General features: G+C 61.0%; 19 protein-coding genes and 2 pseudogenes. 13 read left to right on the top strand and 8 right to left on the bottom strand.

Going from position 1 to position 16,441, the window contains the following annotated elements; translation table 11 throughout:
* The first annotated feature begins 104 nt into the window (after positions 1-104).
* From J5M66_RS04200 to J5M66_RS04190, 3 genes are read left to right on the top strand one after another with little or no spacing between them, the layout of a single operon-like run.
* Positions 105-755, top strand: coding sequence for a hypothetical protein (locus J5M66_RS04200; RefSeq protein WP_125915985.1), 651 nt, complete (start codon positions 105-107; stop codon positions 753-755).
* Positions 755-1,183, top strand: a complete 429-nt coding sequence (locus J5M66_RS04195) for a phage holin family protein (protein WP_024012566.1) — start codon at positions 755-757, stop codon at positions 1,181-1,183. Before J5M66_RS04200 ends, J5M66_RS04195 begins: the two co-directional genes overlap by 1 nt.
* Positions 1,180-1,992, top strand: coding sequence for a DUF3618 domain-containing protein (locus J5M66_RS04190; RefSeq protein ID WP_207807268.1), 813 nt, complete (start codon positions 1,180-1,182; stop codon positions 1,990-1,992). Before J5M66_RS04195 ends, J5M66_RS04190 begins: the two co-directional genes overlap by 4 nt.
* Positions 1,993-2,046: 54 nt before the next feature.
* On the opposite strand, the gene J5M66_RS04185 is transcribed toward J5M66_RS04190, so the two are convergent.
* Together J5M66_RS04185 and J5M66_RS04180 are read right to left on the bottom strand one after the other, a co-directional pair.
* Positions 2,047-3,153 (bottom strand): M20/M25/M40 family metallo-hydrolase, encoded by a 1,107-nt coding sequence (locus tag J5M66_RS04185; RefSeq protein ID WP_207807267.1) that lies wholly within the window; start codon positions 3,151-3,153, stop codon positions 2,047-2,049.
* 637 nt (positions 3,154-3,790) lie between these two features.
* Complete coding sequence (locus tag J5M66_RS04180) at positions 3,791-4,684, bottom strand: LysR family transcriptional regulator (RefSeq protein WP_207807266.1); 894 nt, start codon at positions 4,682-4,684, stop codon at positions 3,791-3,793.
* A 169-nt stretch (positions 4,685-4,853) separates the two neighbouring features.
* Here J5M66_RS04180 and J5M66_RS04175 point away from each other — a divergent pair, with 169 nt between their 5' ends.
* Positions 4,854-6,026: an MFS transporter gene (locus tag J5M66_RS04175; RefSeq protein WP_243432897.1), complete on the top strand. Its 1,173-nt coding sequence runs from the start codon at positions 4,854-4,856 to the stop codon at positions 6,024-6,026.
* 1 nt (position 6,027) lies between these two features.
* Here the strand turns inward: J5M66_RS04175 and J5M66_RS04170 are convergent, their stop codons facing one another.
* Positions 6,028-6,186 (bottom strand): DUF2986 domain-containing protein, encoded by a 159-nt coding sequence (locus J5M66_RS04170; protein ID WP_024012572.1) that lies wholly within the window; start codon positions 6,184-6,186, stop codon positions 6,028-6,030.
* A gap of 128 nt (positions 6,187-6,314) precedes the next feature.
* Between J5M66_RS04170 and J5M66_RS04165 the strand changes: the two genes are divergently transcribed.
* The 3 genes from J5M66_RS04165 (at position 6,315) to J5M66_RS04155 (ending at position 8,863) form a co-directional block, all read left to right on the top strand.
* A complete protein-coding gene (locus J5M66_RS04165) occupies positions 6,315-6,812 on the top strand; it encodes an anti-virulence regulator CigR family protein (RefSeq protein WP_016774302.1) in 498 nt (165 codons plus the stop codon).
* Between the two features lie 153 nt (positions 6,813-6,965).
* Complete coding sequence (locus tag J5M66_RS04160) at positions 6,966-7,940, top strand: quinone oxidoreductase (RefSeq protein WP_024012573.1); 975 nt, start codon at positions 6,966-6,968, stop codon at positions 7,938-7,940.
* Positions 7,937-8,863: a LysR family transcriptional regulator gene (locus J5M66_RS04155; RefSeq protein ID WP_024012574.1), complete on the top strand. Its 927-nt coding sequence runs from the start codon at positions 7,937-7,939 to the stop codon at positions 8,861-8,863. The genes J5M66_RS04160 and J5M66_RS04155 overlap by 4 nt, the downstream gene beginning before the upstream one ends.
* Before the next feature lie 238 nt (positions 8,864-9,101).
* On the opposite strand, the gene J5M66_RS04150 is transcribed toward J5M66_RS04155, so the two are convergent.
* Positions 9,102-9,578 carry a hemerythrin domain-containing protein gene (locus J5M66_RS04150; protein ID WP_024012575.1) on the bottom strand — a complete coding sequence of 159 codons (477 nt, stop codon included), beginning with the start codon at positions 9,576-9,578 and terminating at the stop codon, positions 9,102-9,104.
* 80 nt (positions 9,579-9,658) lie between these two features.
* On the opposite strand from J5M66_RS04150, the gene J5M66_RS04145 reads away from it, so the two are divergent.
* On the top strand, positions 9,659-9,814 hold the full coding sequence (locus J5M66_RS04145; protein WP_207807264.1) for a hypothetical protein: 156 nt from the start codon (positions 9,659-9,661) through the stop codon (positions 9,812-9,814).
* A 19-nt stretch (positions 9,815-9,833) separates the two neighbouring features.
* On the opposite strand, the gene J5M66_RS04140 is transcribed toward J5M66_RS04145, so the two are convergent.
* A complete protein-coding gene (locus J5M66_RS04140; protein ID WP_016774306.1) occupies positions 9,834-10,049 on the bottom strand; it encodes a PLD nuclease N-terminal domain-containing protein in 216 nt (71 codons plus the stop codon).
* 171 nt (positions 10,050-10,220) lie between these two features.
* On the opposite strand from J5M66_RS04140, the gene J5M66_RS04135 reads away from it, so the two are divergent.
* Both J5M66_RS04135 and J5M66_RS04130 read left to right on the top strand, forming a co-directional pair.
* A complete protein-coding gene (locus J5M66_RS04135; RefSeq protein WP_207807263.1) occupies positions 10,221-11,348 on the top strand; it encodes a saccharopine dehydrogenase NADP-binding domain-containing protein in 1,128 nt (375 codons plus the stop codon).
* Between the two features lies 1 nt (position 11,349).
* On the top strand, positions 11,350-11,847 hold the full coding sequence (locus J5M66_RS04130; protein WP_207807262.1) for a DUF2269 domain-containing protein: 498 nt from the start codon (positions 11,350-11,352) through the stop codon (positions 11,845-11,847).
* Here J5M66_RS04130 and J5M66_RS04125 read toward each other — a convergent pair.
* The gene (locus tag J5M66_RS04125) at positions 11,830-12,282 is read right to left on the bottom strand and encodes a thiol-disulfide oxidoreductase DCC family protein (protein WP_207807261.1); all 453 of its coding nucleotides are present in this window, start codon (positions 12,280-12,282) and stop codon (positions 11,830-11,832) included. The genes J5M66_RS04130 and J5M66_RS04125 overlap by 18 nt on opposite strands.
* Before the next feature lie 51 nt (positions 12,283-12,333).
* Positions 12,334-13,254 (bottom strand): AraC family transcriptional regulator, encoded by a 921-nt coding sequence (locus tag J5M66_RS27220; RefSeq protein WP_280074383.1) that lies wholly within the window; start codon positions 13,252-13,254, stop codon positions 12,334-12,336.
* 87 nt (positions 13,255-13,341) lie between these two features.
* Here J5M66_RS27220 and J5M66_RS04115 point away from each other — a divergent pair, with 87 nt between their 5' ends.
* Positions 13,342-14,310, top strand: a complete 969-nt coding sequence (locus J5M66_RS04115; RefSeq protein WP_207807260.1) for an oxidoreductase — start codon at positions 13,342-13,344, stop codon at positions 14,308-14,310.
* A 224-nt stretch (positions 14,311-14,534) separates the two neighbouring features.
* On the opposite strand, the pseudogene J5M66_RS26900 reads toward J5M66_RS04115, so the two are convergent.
* A pseudogene (locus J5M66_RS26900) lies at positions 14,535-14,690 on the bottom strand (GlxA family transcriptional regulator); the annotation flags it as partial.
* Positions 14,691-14,704: 14 nt separating this feature from the next.
* Between J5M66_RS26900 and J5M66_RS04110 the strand changes: the two are divergent.
* Both J5M66_RS04110 and J5M66_RS04105 read left to right on the top strand, forming a co-directional pair.
* A pseudogene (locus J5M66_RS04110) lies at positions 14,705-14,848 on the top strand (MBL fold metallo-hydrolase); the annotation flags it as partial.
* 177 nt (positions 14,849-15,025) lie between these two features.
* Complete coding sequence (locus J5M66_RS04105; protein ID WP_207807259.1) at positions 15,026-16,435, top strand: DUF1254 domain-containing protein; 1,410 nt, start codon at positions 15,026-15,028, stop codon at positions 16,433-16,435.
* Positions 16,436-16,441: the final 6 nt, after the last annotated feature.

Raw genomic sequence — 16,441 nt, 5'->3', positions numbered from 1 at the left:
GAACTCTCGCGCAAGCTGCTCCGTCATCTTCTATGTGGGGGCTCGAGGCAATGTTGCCGTGTAGCTCCGTTTTTCCGTTTTCAAGTCAGAACGCGAGGGGCCACATGAATACTCAAGACAGCAGGGCAGGCTTTGAATCAGGTGATCCGAACAGCAAGCCTGGACAGGGTTTTGAACATTTGAAGGACGACGTCAACGAAGCAATTGGCGGCGCGCGGCAACAGGCCGACGCGCAATTCGGACAGTACCGGGACACCGCGGCCGAACAGATAGAAGCACTGGCCCAAGGCGCAAAGAGCTTCGTCTCGGAGTTGCAGGACAAGGACACGCTGGGCATGTCCGACTACCTGACGGACATGGCGGATTCCATGACCGGGCTGGCGGGCAACCTGCGCGGCAAGAGTGCCGAGCAGCTGCTGCACGATGCGGCGGATCTGGCGCGCAGCAATCCGGGGCTATTTATCGCCGGCAGCATCGCCATCGGTTTCGGCCTGTCGCGGTTTCTCAAAGCCGGCACGGCCGCGGCAGCGACGGTCAGCGCCGAACATGATCCGGCGGCGGGCACGACATCGACGCCACCGCCAGCCGATTACGGTGCGCAGCGACCCTATGAATCGTCAGTGCCGTCATCGGCCCACGCCAATCCGGGACTGGCCACCGGCATCACCCCGACCTCGCCCAGTGACAGCGATCACCCCGCTGATTTTGCCGCGGCTTCCGTACCGCACGCACCCGACGCCAAAGGAGAACTGTGATGAACAGAGATGAATCTGATCTGAGCGGGGCAAGGCCCCTCGGCCAAACGGATGACGCTTCGGTGGTCGGTCTGTTGCGGCAACTGTCGCGCGAGGTGCCAGCGTTGTTCACCAAGGAACTGGCATTGGCCAAAGCCGAACTGCAGAACAGCCTCAGCACGCTGAAGGCGGGCATCGGTGCGGTTGCTGGTGGTGCGATCGTGTTCCTCGCCGGCTTTATTATTCTGCTGATGTCGGCGGTGTACGGCCTGAGTATGTTCATGGCGCCATGGCTGGCCGCGCTGATCGTCGGCGTGGTGGTGATGATCATTGGCTTCGCCATGCTGCAATCCGGGAAGAAGCAATTCGAGCCATCTCACTTCAAACCTGATCGCACCCTCGACGCCTTGAACAAGGATCAGGAAGCGCTGCGGAGGAAAGTCTCATGAAAAGCGAACTGGATATCGAAGCGGAAAAAAGCCCGGAGCAGATCGAGCGCGAAATCGATGCGCAACGCGCGAGCATCGGCAACATCGTCGATCAACTCGAGAGCAAATTCACTCCCGGGCAAATGATCGATCAGGCCTGGGGAATGATGCAGAGCAACGGCTCGACGTTCTTCACCAACCTCGGCACCAGCGTGCGCAATAACCCGGTGCCAGCGGTGCTGACTTCCGTGGGGCTGCTCTGGCTGATGATCAGCCAGAATCGCCCGCCAGTGCCGCAACCGACCTATCGCAGCGGGCCGGATCAGGACAAGGCCGGCGAGTGGGCCGACGGTTTGGCCGACGGCATCGACAGCGCCCGCGCGCATTTGCACTCGACTACTGACACGCTGAAGGACGGCTACCAGTCGCTGAAAGGCAAGGCCAGCCACCTCGGGGAAAACGTCGGTGCGGCGAAGGAAAACCTCAGCCATGCGATGCATGACGCCAGTGATCGACTGTCGCGTAATTCGCAGGTGCTCGGCCAGCAATTCAGCCACCTGCTCAAGGAGCAACCGCTGATGGTGGCTGCCGCCGGGGTTGCGCTCGGTGCATTGCTCGGCGCGGCGTTGCCGACTACGTCCACTGAACAGCGCTACATGGGCCGTACCAGCGCTGGCATGGTCGACAAGGCCAAGCAGAAAGCTCAGGAAGGGTATGAAGCAGTGCGTGACACGGTGACTCGAACCACTGAACAAACCGAGGTTGAGACCAGGCCGGATCCGGCGCGGCCGTCTTCTTCGGATTTGTCACAGGGGTTGGGTACTTCTTGATGGTGAAAAACAAGGGAGGCCTGCAATGGGCCTCCCTTTTTATTGGACTGCGGGTCAGGTCGATACCTCATTCTGCAGGCCTTTCAAATATTCGACCAACGTCTGCGCGCACGCTTCAATCGCGCCATCCACGACCAGTTCAAACCCGTGGGTATTCTCGGTCGGGATTGCGATGCATCCGGCCTGGGCGCTGATGCCTGAGCTCATCACCGCGCTGGCGTCGGAGGCGAAATCCACCAGCAGGGCGAACTGTGGATCGAAGCCGCAACGCTTGGCTGCGTCGGCCAAGGCCATGACCACGCCGCGCGAGTAATAGCCTTTCTGGTCGCCGGTATCGATGATCGGGTCAACGCTCAATCGCGTTGCGTACTCGCTCATCACCGGGCCGACTTCCACCGCGATTGTGGTGTCGCCGGGCAGGTGCGCAGCGGCGTACATTGCGCCGGCGTTGCTTTCTTCTTCGAGGGTGGTGAAGACAAAGTAGGTGTCGTGCGCCAATTCGGTCGGGCTGCGCTTGAGTTGCTCGGCGGCCTGGAGCATGGCGACGACAGGCGCGCGGTCATCGAGAAAGTGCGCAGCGGTGGCATCGCCCACTCTGAACGGCGTACGCCAGTGCTGGCTGAGCACGACACGGGTGCCGGGGCGCACGCCCATGTCTTGCAAGGTTTGCGGGTCGTGGCGGGTGATGATGTGCACGTCTTTCCACTCCACCGCGCCGCTCATCACATCCTGGCCCTGCGGCGAGCCTGTGGTGGCGTGCATCGAGCCGAATGAGAGCACGCCGGGCAGGGTTTGCGCATCGCCGAGAATATCCACCGGACAGACACCGAAATTCACCGGATTCGCACCGCCGAGGGCAACCACCCGCAACGTACCGTCCGGCTCGACGCGTTTGACCAGCATGGCGATCTCGTCCATGTGGCCCATGATGCGCACAGCGTGCTTGCCGTCCGGATCGGGTTCGCGGCCCTTGAGCATGCCGATGACATTGCCGGCCCGATCGGTCCAGACCTCGTCGCAATGGCGCCGCAGTTCTTCCAGGCAGATCGCCCGAACTTCGTCTTCCTGACCGCCAGGCCCGCGCGCCATGAGCAAGCGGCTCAATAGTGTTTGGGTGGATTCCTCTGTGTTGCGCGGCGAAGGCGTTTGATTATCCGACATGCATGTTGACCCTCCTTGCATCGGCGGACGTGTATCGACCGCTCAGAATTTAGGGGGCAGGTTGGCGGAAAAATTCAGATTGCGTGGTGCCAGGCTATTCGCGATGCCGCTGGACCTGTGGGAGCGAGCCTGCTCGCGAAAGCGGTGTGTCATTCAACGTGGATATATCTGATCTGGCGCCTTCGCGGGCAAGCCCGCTCCCACATGGGGTTTGAGGTGCGACAGAGATTGTAGATCTGCCCCGGATCACTGTGGGAGCGAGCCTGCTCGCGAAAGCGGTGTGTCATTCAACGTGGATATATCTGATCTGGCGCCTTCGCGAGCAGGCTCGCTCCCACAGGGGTTTGGGTTGCGCTGAAGATTGTGGCCGTGCCCCGGACTATTGTGGGAGCGAGCCTGCTCGCGAAAGCGGTGTGTCATTCAACGTGGATATATCTGATCTGGCGCCTTCGCGAGCAGGCTCGCTCCCACAGGGGTTTGGGTTGCGCTGAAGATTGTGGCCTTGCCCCGGACCATTGTGGGAGCGAGCTTGCTCGCGATAGCGGTGTGTCATTCAATGTGGATGTATCTGATCTGGCGCCTTCGCGGGCAAGCCCGCTCCCACAGGGATTTGAGTTGGGCTGAAGAGTTGCGTTTGTCAGCGGTTGTATTTCAGCGCTTCGACAAACGCTGCAAACGCTGCCGAGCTCTGGCGTCTGTTCGGGTAATAGAGGTGATAGCCCTGAAACGTTGGGCACCATTCTTCCAGCACTTCCACCAATCGCCCGTCGGCCAGATACGGCGCGACCAATTGTTCGGGCACGTACGCCACGCCGATGCCGTCCACGGCGGCGTTGAGCACATGCATGATGCTGTTGAACACCAGTTGCCCGTCGACCTTCACGCTGAAATCCTGACCCTTGTGCGCAAACTCCCAGGCGTAAATCGCGCCGGCCGGTTGGTGGCGGATGTTGATGCAAGTGTGCTCCGTCAACTGATGCGGCGTGGCGGGTGCCGGGTGACGAGCGAAGTACTCGGGCGAGGCCACCACGGCCAGGCGCCAGTCCGGGCCGATGCGCACGGCGATCATGTCTTTGCTGATCGATTCACCGAGACGAATGCCGGCATCGAAGCGTTCCTTGACCACATTGGTAAATCCGTAATCGACGTAAAACTCCAAGGTGATGTCCGGATAGTCCTGCAAAAACTTTGCGAGCATCGGCCGAATGCACAATTCGATCTGATCGTCCGTGCAGGAAACGCGGATCGTGCCGCTGGGCTTGTCGCGCAATTCGCCGAGGGCTTCTAGCTCGGCGCTGATCTGCTCGAACAGCGGCGCAATTGAGTGCATCAAGCGTTCGCCCGCCTCGGTCGGCGAGACATTGCGCGTCGTACGAGCGAGCAAGCGGATACCCAGACGCTGTTCCACCGCGCGCACCGTATGACTCAGCGCAGACGGCGTGACGCCGAGGCGGGCGGCAGCCTTGGTGAAGCTTTGCTCCTGGGCCACCGCCAGAAAGGCCTGCAGGTCGTTGACTTTGGCGTTGCTCATTGCTGAATTTTTCTCAAAAGCACATGAAGATTACCGCTACTAATCAAGTTAAGCCCGATCCGTCAAGCTTTGCAGCCTGAGTAGCGGGGCAGAAGGCCTCGATGATTTCTTCTTCAAGACAGGTTTTCGCATGACGGCTCAAGTAATCGACACCCCGACAGCCCAGCCCATGGAAGCGTCCACTGACGGCGAGCAACCGGCGTACTGGAGCGGCGTGTTCGCGATGACCCTGTGCGTCTTCGCGCTGATCGCTTCCGAGTTCATGCCGGTCAGTCTGCTCACGCCAATGGCTACGGACTTGCACATCAGCGAAGGCCTGGCCGGCTACGGCATTGCCATCTCTGGCGCGTTCGCGGTGCTGACCAGCCTGACGATCAGCAGGCTCGCCGGCTCGATGGATCGCAAGCGCCTGTTGCTGCTGTTGACCGCGCTGATGTGCGCGTCCGGGCTGGTGGTGGGCCTGGCGCCCAATTACACGGTGTATATGATCGGTCGCGCATTGATCGGCGTGGTAATCGGTGGCTTCTGGTCGATGTCGGCGGCGTTGGCCATGCGTCTGGTGCCCGCCGCCAGCGTGCCCAAGGCACTGGCCATTTTTAACGGTGGCAATGCCCTGGCGACCGTCGTGGCGGCGCCGTTGGGCAGTTATCTGGGCAGCGTGATTGGCTGGCGCGGGGCGTTTTTCTGCCTGATACCGGTGGCGCTGATTGCGCTGCTCTGGCAATGGATCAGCTTGCCCGCGCTGCCGGCCGCGCCACGCAAGGCGAACGAGGGAAATGTATTCGCCCTGTTCAAACGCCGCCGGGTGGCGTTGGGCATGCTCGGCGCAGGTCTGTTTTTCATGGGCCAGTTTGTTCTGTTCACCTACCTGCGACCGTTTCTGGAGACCGTGACCCGAGTCGATGTTTCGATGCTGTCGATCATCCTGCTGGTCATTGGTGTGGCGGGGTTTATCGGCACCGTGGTCATCGGTTCGGTGTTGAAGAAGGGGCTGTATCGCGTGGTGATCGCCATCCCGCTGTTGATGGCGATCATCGCGGTGGCGCTCATTGGGATGGGCAGTTCAGTGGTCGCGACATTCGTGTTGCTGGGCTTGTGGGGATTGATCGCCACTGCCGCGCCGGTGGGCTGGTGGTCGTGGCTGGCGCGCACGCTGCCCGACGATGCCGAAGCCGGCGGTGGGCTGATGGTGGCGGTGGTGCAGTTGTCGATTGCCTCGGGTTCTACCATCGGTGGTCTGCTGTTCGACGGCAGCGGTTATCGGCTGACGTTTTTCGCCAGCGCGGCATTGCTGGTGCTGGCGGCGCTGATGACCTGGCTGACGTCGCGGCAGACAGCCTGAATCAGCTTTCGCTGTTTTCGGCCGCCGCCTGCGCCGCTTCGGCTTCCAGCTTCAGGCGGTCGGCCTTGCAGATGTATTTGGGCTTTTTCGGCGCCAGTTTGGCGTTGGCCTTCTTGGCTTTTTCCTTGAACAACTGCTGCAGCTTCTTTTGGCGATTCATGATTTTTCGATCGGGGGTGGAGAGGGTGGGAATCCTGACGCAAGGCCGAGTGGTCAGCAAGAAGAAATCCACTAAGCTGAGCACATTCGCCCATACTCTAGAGCATCCCCCAACCGAAGGAATCGCACATGAGAAAAGCTCGCAGATTGATTACCGCGTTGTCTTGCCTCGCGCTGGTAATCGGCAGCACGACGGCACTGGCTGACCCCGGCAATGGCAAGGGGCAGGGTGGTCAGGGCGGCCAGGGCAACGGCAAGGGCAAACCGCAAAACATGCAGGATCACGGTAAACAGGGCGGGGGCGGCCAAGGCAATGGCAACAAGGGCCAGCAACACTCTGGCAATGGTGGCGGCCCGAGTTTCGATCGCGGCAATATTCTCGGCATCATCGATGGTTATCGCGGCGAATACTGGAATCCGGGGCCGCCGCTGCCGCCGGGTATTCAAAAGAATCTGGCGCGGGGTAAACCCTTGCCCCCGGGCATCGCCAAGAAGCTGGACGGGCGAATGCTCGAACATCTGCCTCGTTATGACGGCTACGAATGGCGACAGGCGGGCACTGACCTCATTCTCGTTGCGCTGGCCACCGGGCTGATCTACGAGGTGCTCAACGGCGCGTTCGATTGATTGTTGAAAGAGGAGCGGCAGCACGTGCCGCTCCTTTTTTATGTGTGTATTGCTGCAGCCTTTGCAGCAATGAACTGCATTCAGGCTGGGTTGTTCGTTGAGTGCTGCGCTTTCAGACTGAGCTCAACGCTTAACAAATGAATGGAGATGACCATGGCCAACGCAATCCGCTTCACCGCAACGGGCGCACCGGATGTCCTGCAATTGCACGCTGTCAGCGAACAGGCCCCCGGGTCCGGCGAGGTCTGGCTGGAGCAAGCGGCGGTGGGCGTCAATTACCTCGATGTCAGCCAGCGCAAGGGTGCGGTACCGGTGGCGTTGCCGTCGGGGCTGGGGCTGGAAGGCGCGGGTCGGGTGGCGGCGGTCGGTGCCGGTGTGAGCAATGTCCGCGTCGGTGATCGGGTCGCTTACGCCACCGGCCCCTTGGGCGGTTACGCCTCGGCGCGGCTGTTTCCGGCAGAGCGGCTGGTGAAGATCCCCGATGAGTTGTCGTTCGAAGATGCGGCGGCGGTGTTGTTCAAAGGCATCACCGCGCAGTATCTGCTGAAGGCGACTTACCCGGTCGGGCCGGGCACGACAATGCTGGTTTACGGCGTCGCGGGAGGTCTGGGGGAAATCATGGTGCCATGGGCCAAACACCTTGGCGCAAGGGTGATCGGTGTGGTGTCGAAGCAGGCCAGTGTCGACAAGGCTCGCGCGTCCGGTTGTGACGAAGTACTGGTGTTCGATGCCGAGACTCTCGCCGCCGATGTGGTGCGTATCACCCAGGGGCGCAAGGTCGATGTGGTATATGACCCGATTGGTCGGGTGTCTTTTCAGGCCTCGCTGGACAGCTTGCGCCCACGCGGATTGATGGTCTCGTTCGGCGCGCAGACCGGCGCGCCGGCAGCGGTGGAAATGGCCACGCTGAACGCCAAGGGCTCGCTGTTCCTGACCCGTCCGTCGCTGGCCGCGCACACCGCCACGACAGCTGAATACCAGGAGCGCGCGCAAGATGTGCTGGCCGCTGTTGCCGCCGGTATCATCACGCCGCGAATCCGCGCGCGTTATTCATTGGCTGACGCGGAACAAGCGCACGCCGATCTTGAATCGGGCCGATCATCAGGGGCGATCATTTTAAAACCATGAATCTGGATGTTCTGAGCAACCCGCACAGCGATGAAATCGCTGCTTTCCTCGCCGTCGCCGCGCAAGGCTCTTTTGTCGCGGCGGGGCGTTTGTTGCAGCGTCATCCGACCATCGTTTCCAAGCGCCTCGCGGCGATGGAGAAGCGACTGGGCGTGCGGTTGGTGGAACGTTCGACGCGACACGTGCGTATCACCGAGGCTGGCCTGCAACTCGAACAGCGCCTGCGCGCAGCCGTCGAGTTGATGAACGAAGCGCAGCAGCAAGCGGTGCAGGGCGCCAGCGAGGTGCGCGGCACCCTGCGCCTGGCTTTGCCGGCGGCGATGGGGCGGTTATGGCTGGGGCCGCTGCTGCCGGAATTTCTCAAGGCTCACCCGCAGGTCTCGCTGGTCGCCGATTACAGCGAAGGCCTGGTCGACATCATCGAGCAGGGCTTCGACGCGGCTATTCGCATCGGCGAGCTTGATGACAATCGCCTGATTGCAAAAAAGCTCAGTGACCATCGGCGGATTCTCTGCGCATCGCCGGCCTACATCGAGGCCCACGGCATGCCGCAAACCCCGCAGGATCTGCTGCAACACAATTGCCTGCGCTTCAGCGGGCTGGCGTCGTTCCCGCTGTGGCGCCTGCATCGCGGCAACGAAGTGCAGACCATTACGCCACACGGCAATCTGACCGCCAGCGACAGCGAATCCTTGCTCGCCGCCGCCCGCGCCGATGCCGGCATACTCGGTGCCGGCGACTGGCTGATGAGCCGCGATCTGGCGGCAGGGCGGCTGATTCGCGTGCTGCCCGACTGGCATCTGGATTCGGCGGGCGGCGTTTATCTGGTCAGGCCGTCATCGCGGTTTCCAGCGGCGGCAGTGGTGGCGTTCAAGGAGTGGATCGAAGCGAAATTCGAGACCGGGCCACCTTGGGCGGTTTGATTACAACCTGCATCAAGACCGACACTGACCCCGTGGGAGCGAGCCTGCTCGCGAAAGCGCAGTGTCAGTCATGGATGATCTGGTTGACCTGACGCCTTCGCGAGCAGGCTCGCTCCCACAGGTTTCGTGGCTTGCTCAGGAATTGCCGAACATACGTATATCCAATGTGAGAGCGAGTGCCAATTTGGGCGCATAAAAAAGCCCGGCATCGCTGCCGGGCTTTGGTGTCTTCAGCGCTTTACGCAGCGATCTTGTTGGCCGCCATTTCCTTTTTGTGGCTCGCCTTCATGGCTTCCATTTGCGCACCCAGCTCCTCGAGTTTTGCCTTGCCCAGAAGCTTCTGCGCTTTCGGGAACATTTCCTGTTCTTCCTCTTCGATGTGGTGCTCCAGCAGTTCCTTGACCACTTTGACCCGACCGGCAAATTCCGGGGTGCCTGGATCGGTTTCTTTCAGATCAGGCAGTACCAGCGAATCCACGGTGCGGTGCTCTTCCTTGGCTTCGTAATACATGATGTCTTCTTCCTTGCTGCCGGCTTCCTTGAACGCAGGATAGAGAATCTCTTCTTCCAGGCGGGTGTGGATGGTGATTTCCATTTCCAGTTTGCCTAGCAACTCGACGCGTTTTTTTAGCGCGCGGTCGGTCGATTCACTCAGTTGGCTGAGGATGGCTTTGACTTTTTCATGGTCGGCTTTGAGAAGGTCGATGGCATTCATTTTTGAGGCCTCTGCTTATCACGGATTGAACACAGCGTTCTTTTTTTCGCGCTGCTGTGTATTCAGGAAGAGGCTATCGCATGACTCATGCCAACTCGCCGATCAAGCGCAACCCTCCTAAATCAAGGGCTGGCATCGAAGCAGGCACAATGCTTTCGTGCAGCCTGCAAGAAATCCGCGCAGCGGGCATTGCATATAACAAGCCCGGCAAAAGCCGGGCTGTGGGTGATGCTTGAGACGGGCCTGCGTCGTTGCTCAACGGCTGGCCTGGGAAGGCGAGCCGCGACCAATATGCTTGGGCCCCGCCAACGCCCAGGCGATCAGGCCGAACAGCGGCACGAACACGATCAGCACGATCCACACGCCTTTATTGCTCGATTTCCCCTCGCTTTTGCGCACCCGGTTGATGGCCCAAAGCTCGATCAGCACGAGAATGACCGCCAATACGATCCACACGGTTTCGATTTGCATAGGCTTAACTCCTGATGGTCTGTGCGTTAGGCGGCGAGAGGTGCGTTGGGTTCATTCTTTTTGCCTGGGACGAGCGGACGCGGTGATACCCGGTTGCAAAATAAATGTCTGGTCGCCGCTGCGCCCTATATCCTCTGCGCCACACGTTTAGGCTGGAACAGGGACAGGGCAATGGCATTCAGGGTGATGGTCGTCGGTGGTTACGGCAATTTCGGCAGCATCGTTTGTCGGCATCTGGCGCAGATGCCAGAGATTGAGCTGCTGCTGTCGGGCCGCGACGCGCGCAAGTTGCAACGCCAGGTCGCTGAGCTGCAAGCGCAGTCGGGCCGAGCTTGCGAAGGCTGGTGCGGTGATGCGATGGGCGCGGATTTTCAATCGGTGTTGCGAGAGTTGAATATTCAATTGGTCGTGCACACCGGCGGGCCGTTTCAGGGGCAATCCTACACAGTTGCTGAAAGCTGCATCGATGCCGGGGTCAATTACTGCGATCTGGCTGACTGCCGCACCTTCGTCAACGGCATCGATGTGCTCGACGCCCGCGCCAGGGAGGCGGGTGTGGCCGTGCTCAGCGGTTGCAGTTCGGTGCCGACCTTGTCTTCGGCGATCATCGATCAGCAGCGCTCACGTTTTGCGCGAATCGACTCGATCGAGCATGGCATTTCTTCCTCGGCAAAGATGCCGGGGCTGTCCACGGTCGAAGGCGTGCTCGCTTATGCCGGCAAACCGATCAGGCAGTTGAAAAATGGCCAGGTTCACGAAGTATTGGGCTGGCTCGACCTGACCCTGCGCAGCATGCCGCAACTGGGCACGCGGGTGCTGGCCAATGTCGATGTGCCGGACATGGATATTTTCGCACGCCGCTATGGCGCACAGACGCTGCGCTTCAAGGCTGGCGCCGGCCTGAAGCTCGGCGGTGTCGCCAACGCCTTGCTCGCGCAAGCCTTGCGCTTTGGTCTGGTGCGCGATCATGTGCGCTGGGCGGCGCGTCTGCATCGCTTGGGCACGTGGTTCGAACGCTTCGGTGATGGCAAAAGCGCGATGTACATCGAGGTTCAAGGCATCGGAGTTGACGACCAGCCGCTGAGCATGACCGCGCAACTCACCGCACTGAATGACAAAGGCCCGGAAATCCCCAGCTGCGCCGCCGTCGCCCTGGCAATCAAAATGGCGCGGGGTTATGCACCGCAACCTGGCGCGCGGCCGTGTGTTGGCGAAATCAGCGTCGATGAATATCTGGCGGCGATCAACGATCCGGCCAATCTGAGCCTGTCGGTTCAGTTCGCCGAAGGGCAGCGTTGAGATGCTCTATCTCTGCCTGAAGTACCTGCACGTCATTGCGGCGATTTTCCTCTTTGGTTTCGGCATGGGCTCCTACCTCTACCTGATCGCCGCCAGCCGCAGCGGCAACCCGCAAGTGATCGCCCATGTCGCACGAATGGTGGTGCGCTTTGATACGTGGATCACCACGCCGGCCGGGTTCGTGCAGGTCATTACCGGCTATCTGCTGATGCGGCTCTCGGGGCTTGCGATGAGCACCGAATGGCTGCTGACTTCGCTGATCATTTTCTTCTGTGTCGGCGCGTTGTGGCTGCCGGTGCTGGTATTGCAGAAGCGTTTGCAGAGCATGGCGCTGAGCGCGGGCGAAGGTAGCCTGCCTCTGGATGATCGCTACGCGAGCACGTACCGCTGGTGGTTCTGGATGGGCGTCGCCGGGTTCGCCGGAATGTTTGTCATCGTGCTGATGATGGTGACGAAGATGACGCCGCTGCAACTGATCGGGTCAGCCGTGGGCTTTTAGAAAACGGCTTTCGTGATCCGCAGTCGGCAGCAGGCAAGTGTCGTACTTGCCGAACAGCCGATAGCGGTTCAGCGCGATGCGATCGTAAGCCCAATCGCGCAGACGACGCGGGAAGATCCGCAGCAGTTTCAGCGGCTGCCAGCGCATTGGCAGTTGCCCGACCACTTCAAGGAATGCATCTGATCGCTCCCAATAATTGCGGTCGCGGATCACCGCCATGGTGTCGAACTCGTCCAGCGGCAAACCGGCCCACGCCAGCAAGGCCTGGCCCTCGGGCGATTGCACGGCTGCCAGACGCACACGACGCTGACGGTCATACCGAATCAGAAAACGCGCCCAGCCGTTGCACAATTTGCACACGCCGTCGAACAGCACCACGGTTTCGCCGGGCTTGAGCAATGGCGCGGAGGTGGGGCGGGTTTTCATGGCAGGCATCGGCGGATGTCCTTGGCGGCGGTTGGCGCGATCATAACCTTGATCACCGGACTATAAGAGTGGATCGCGCCGGTATTGCCCCGGCGATATTCCGTGCACGCGGCGGAATGCAGCGCCAAACGCCGCGTCGGACAGATAGCCCAGTGACGCGGCGACAGTGGCCACATTGTCCCGACCATTGCGCAAGCGGAACGCGGCCACGCGCATCCGCCAGCGCGTGGCGTACTCGACCGGCGCTACACCCATGCAAGTTTTGAATAACACCGCGAAACCCGATCGCGACATGCAGGCCATCTCGGCCATTTGCGTCAGTCGCCAGGCCTTTTCCGGAGCAGCGTGAATGGCGCGCAACACGCCGGCAATCGCCGGTTCCCGCAGCCCGCCCAGCCACGCCAGTTGTTCGGCATCCGCGCTGTTGATGTGATGGCGCAGCGCATGGATGAAGATCAGCCGCAGCAGGTCGTTGCACATCGCCTGCGAGCCGGCCTGATGTGACGGCCACTCGCGGCCCAGTTCATCAAGCAGCCAACCGAACGACGAGGCGCCTGCGGTTTCGGCACGAATGATCAGCGAGGTCGGCAGCACGTCGAGCAGTTCAGTTGCGCCGGGTCCCGACAGCGACACGCTGCCGCCCAGCAACTCGACTTCCTCGCCGACGCCAAAGGTCGCCGAGGCTTCGTCATGGGCGAAAACCTCCGCTGCATTCACCGCCTCGACGTCGGCGCCGCTGGCCAGAATGAACGGCGTGCGCGACACCACAAAACAGTCGCCCGCCTGCAACAGGCGCGCCGGCACGCCTTGCATGCGCAGCCAGCATTCGCCTCGTCGCACAACGTTGAATTTAAGTTCGATGGGTTGGAAACGCAGCGCCCAGACACCGCCCGCTTGTAAGCGAACCGAGCAGGCTGCGCGCAGTTCCGAGAGTGCCAATAGGGCAGAGAGTGGATCGCCAGCAGGATTTTGGATGATCACGACAGAAACCTGGATTTATCAGACTGGTTCGTCCGGAGAGCTTAGCCAAGAATGAAGGCCTTCGATAGCTCACTCAGGATTACGCCCATGGCCACGCTTCAACAACCTGTGCAATCACCGTTCAACGCCGCCAGCACAGCGGCTGAAGTGATGGCCGGCATCGATCTGCGCGGGCAGCTCGCTGTGGTCACCGGCGGCTATTCCGGCCTCGGTCTGCTGACGGTAAAAAGCCTCGCTGCGGCAGGGGCGCAAATTATCGTGCCGGCCAGAGATACCGCGCGAGCTGAGGCTGCATTGGCTGGAGTGGACGGTGTCCGCGTGATGCCCATGGACCTCATGCAGGCCGAGTCGGTGGCGGCGTTCAGCCACAGCGTGGTCAGCGCGGGTCAGCCAGTGTCATTGCTGATCAACTGCGCCGGAATCATGGCCGCGCCGTTGCTGCGCGATGCCGATGGCCATGAAAGCCAGTTCGCGACCAACCATCTCGGTCATTACCGCCTGACCTGCGGCCTCTGGCCCGCGCTGGTCAAGGCTGGCCAGGCGCGGGTGCTGTCGGTGTCCTCGCGCGGGCATCAGATTGCCGGATTCGATTTTGACGACATCGATTTCTCGCAGCGGCCGTATGACAAATGGGTCGCGTATGGCCAGTCGAAAACGGCCAATGCCTTGTTCGCGATTGCACTGGATCAGCGTGGGCGTAGCCATGGCGTTCGCGCATTCTCGTTGCATCCCGGGCAGATTCTGACGGATCTGGCACGGCACCTCAGCACAGCGGAACTTGCCGCATTCGACGCGCTGGATGAGCAGGGCCGGCCACGGCTGGATGCGCAGAATGGGCTGAAAACGCTGGAGCAGGGCGCGGCAACGGGGTTGTGGTGCGCAACCAGTGCATTGCTTGCGGATTTGGGTGGCGTGTATTGCGAAGACTGCAATGTTGCGCCGATCAATGAACCGGAAGCAGGCCGCAAGGGTGTTGCGAAATGGGCGGCGGATGCTGAGCTGGCTGAGCGACTTTGGGGGTTGTCGGAGCAATGGACGGGGCTGACGGTCGCCTAATCGAATCAAAGGCCAAAAGCCCCTCACCCTAGCCCTCTCCCGGAGGGAGAGGGGACTGACCGAGGTGTTTAGGAGAAATTCGCCGACCTGAAATACCGGGGCGAACTCAGGTTTTGAACAGCACCCAAATCGGCGCCCTCTCCCTCGGGAGAGGTCTGGGCGGGCGGCGTTCCGATGAGGGGCTGCCGCGCCGCCGGAATCAAGTCGCCCCCAAAAATTGCTCGTCACGCCCGTGCACCGCCTTCGCGCTTCACCCCAAGACAAAACATCTTTCGATAATCCGAAGGCGACGTCCCCAAGTGCGCCGCAAACTGCTGCCGCAACGACAGCGGCGTGCCAAACCCGGCTTCCCCGGCAATGCATTCAACCGGCAAATTCGTGTCTCCAGCAACGCAAACACGCGAAGATCGTCGCCGTGCACATGGACGCGATCAACCACATGTCGTTGACCCGTGACGAGCTGCGCAGCTATGTGCAAAAGCACGGCATCGAGAGCCGGGTGGACATCCCGTCGGACGGCGCTTCGCTGGAGTTTTGATCCGGCCCGGCCGCCTCTGAACGGGGCGGCTTTTCGATCCGGCCATCCAGCTGTTGCCCACATGAATATTCCCGCGCATCAGTTTGACGGCTGCCGACTCTGTGCCTACGGTTCTTTCACGCCTCCAGTCAATCGGCCGGTTTTCGGCACGTCGATCTCCGTGAAAGGATTCTGATCATGTCCCCACCTCGCAAACTGCTGTTTTGTGCCCTGCCACTCTGTGTTGCACTGGGCGGCGTGATGCCGGCGCAGGCCGCGGCACCGGATTTGCTGCTGAGCACGCCGGCGACACCCGACGCTGTCGAGAAAGGCATGCACGCCGATGGCTATAGCCTGGCGATTTCGGCTTACAACTGGGGTTATCCGCTGGTGCGCATGGAACGGGTAGCGCGCGAGTACACTAGCGTTCCGAGTCCCAAGCCCGCCACCAGTTATCGCGCCGGTCTTAATCAGATCGGCTGGGCCACAGCCTTGGCCTCACCGTCGGCCAAGGACATGCCCACCGCCAACAACGACACCTATTACATGAGCGCCGTGCTCGACCTGACCGAGCCCTACGTACTCAGCGTGCCTGATACGCAGGACCGTTATTACGTGGTCGATGTGTTCAACATGTGGCAGGAACTGGAGCACTACGTCGGGCGGCGCACTACGGGCACCCGGGCCGGCAAGTTTGTGCTGGTGCCGCCGGGCTGGACAGGCGAGTTGCCCAAGGATGCCAAGCGCCTTGACGTTTCGACCGGAAAAATCTGGTTATGGGGCCGCATGCAGGTCAAGCAGGGCGAAGACGTTGCACCGATTCTGGCGTTGCAGAAGCAGTTCAGTGTCGCGCCCCTCAGCGGCAAGGCACCGGCTGCCGAGACCCTGCCAGCATTACCGCAGACGGACGATTCGCTGGGCTTCTTCACGGAACTGGCAGCGGCATTGAAGGATAACCCGGTGAAGCCGGCCGACGCGGCGTTGTTTGCCCAGTTCGCCCGTATCGGTCTGACCGACAAAGGCTTCTCGCCGGAAAAACTCGATCCGGCCACGCGCAAAGGCCTGGAAGAAGGTTTGAAGGTCGCGCCGTACGTGGCCATTGCCTCGCTGGCCAGCACTTCGTCGATTCGCAACGGCTGGAACTGGGTGACCGGTCTCGACAGCTTCGGCTACAACTACCCATTGCGCGCGATGGTCGCGGGGCCTTATCTCGGCGGCCAGGGTGAACGCGAAGCGATGTACCCGATCCGCTTCACCGATAGCAAGAATCAGCCGCTCACAGGGGCTCATCGCTACGAAATCAAGCTGGCCTCAGCGCCGCCGGTCGACGCCTTCTGGTCGCTCACCATGTACGACGCCAACGACAAAATGCTCGTCGACAACCCGATCAACCGCTACAAGGTCGGCACCGACACCCAAGGCCTGAAGGTCGCCGCAGACGGCTCGATCACCATTCCGATCTCGCATGACAAGCCAACAGGCGAGCACGCAGCCAACTGGTTGCCGGCGCCCAAGGGCGGCTTTTATGTGCTGTTGCGCCTGTATCAGCCTAGGGAAGATGTGCTGTCCGATAAATGGAAGCTACCGCAGTTGAACCGGGTGGATTGAGCATCT

This window comes from Pseudomonas sp. 67(2021) (assembly GCF_017491835.1).
In the GTDB taxonomy this organism is placed as follows: Bacteria; Pseudomonadota; Gammaproteobacteria; order Pseudomonadales; family Pseudomonadaceae; genus Aquipseudomonas; species Aquipseudomonas atacamensis.
Note: the sequence above shows the minus strand (reverse complement) of the source record. Positions and strands in the feature narration are given on the sequence as shown.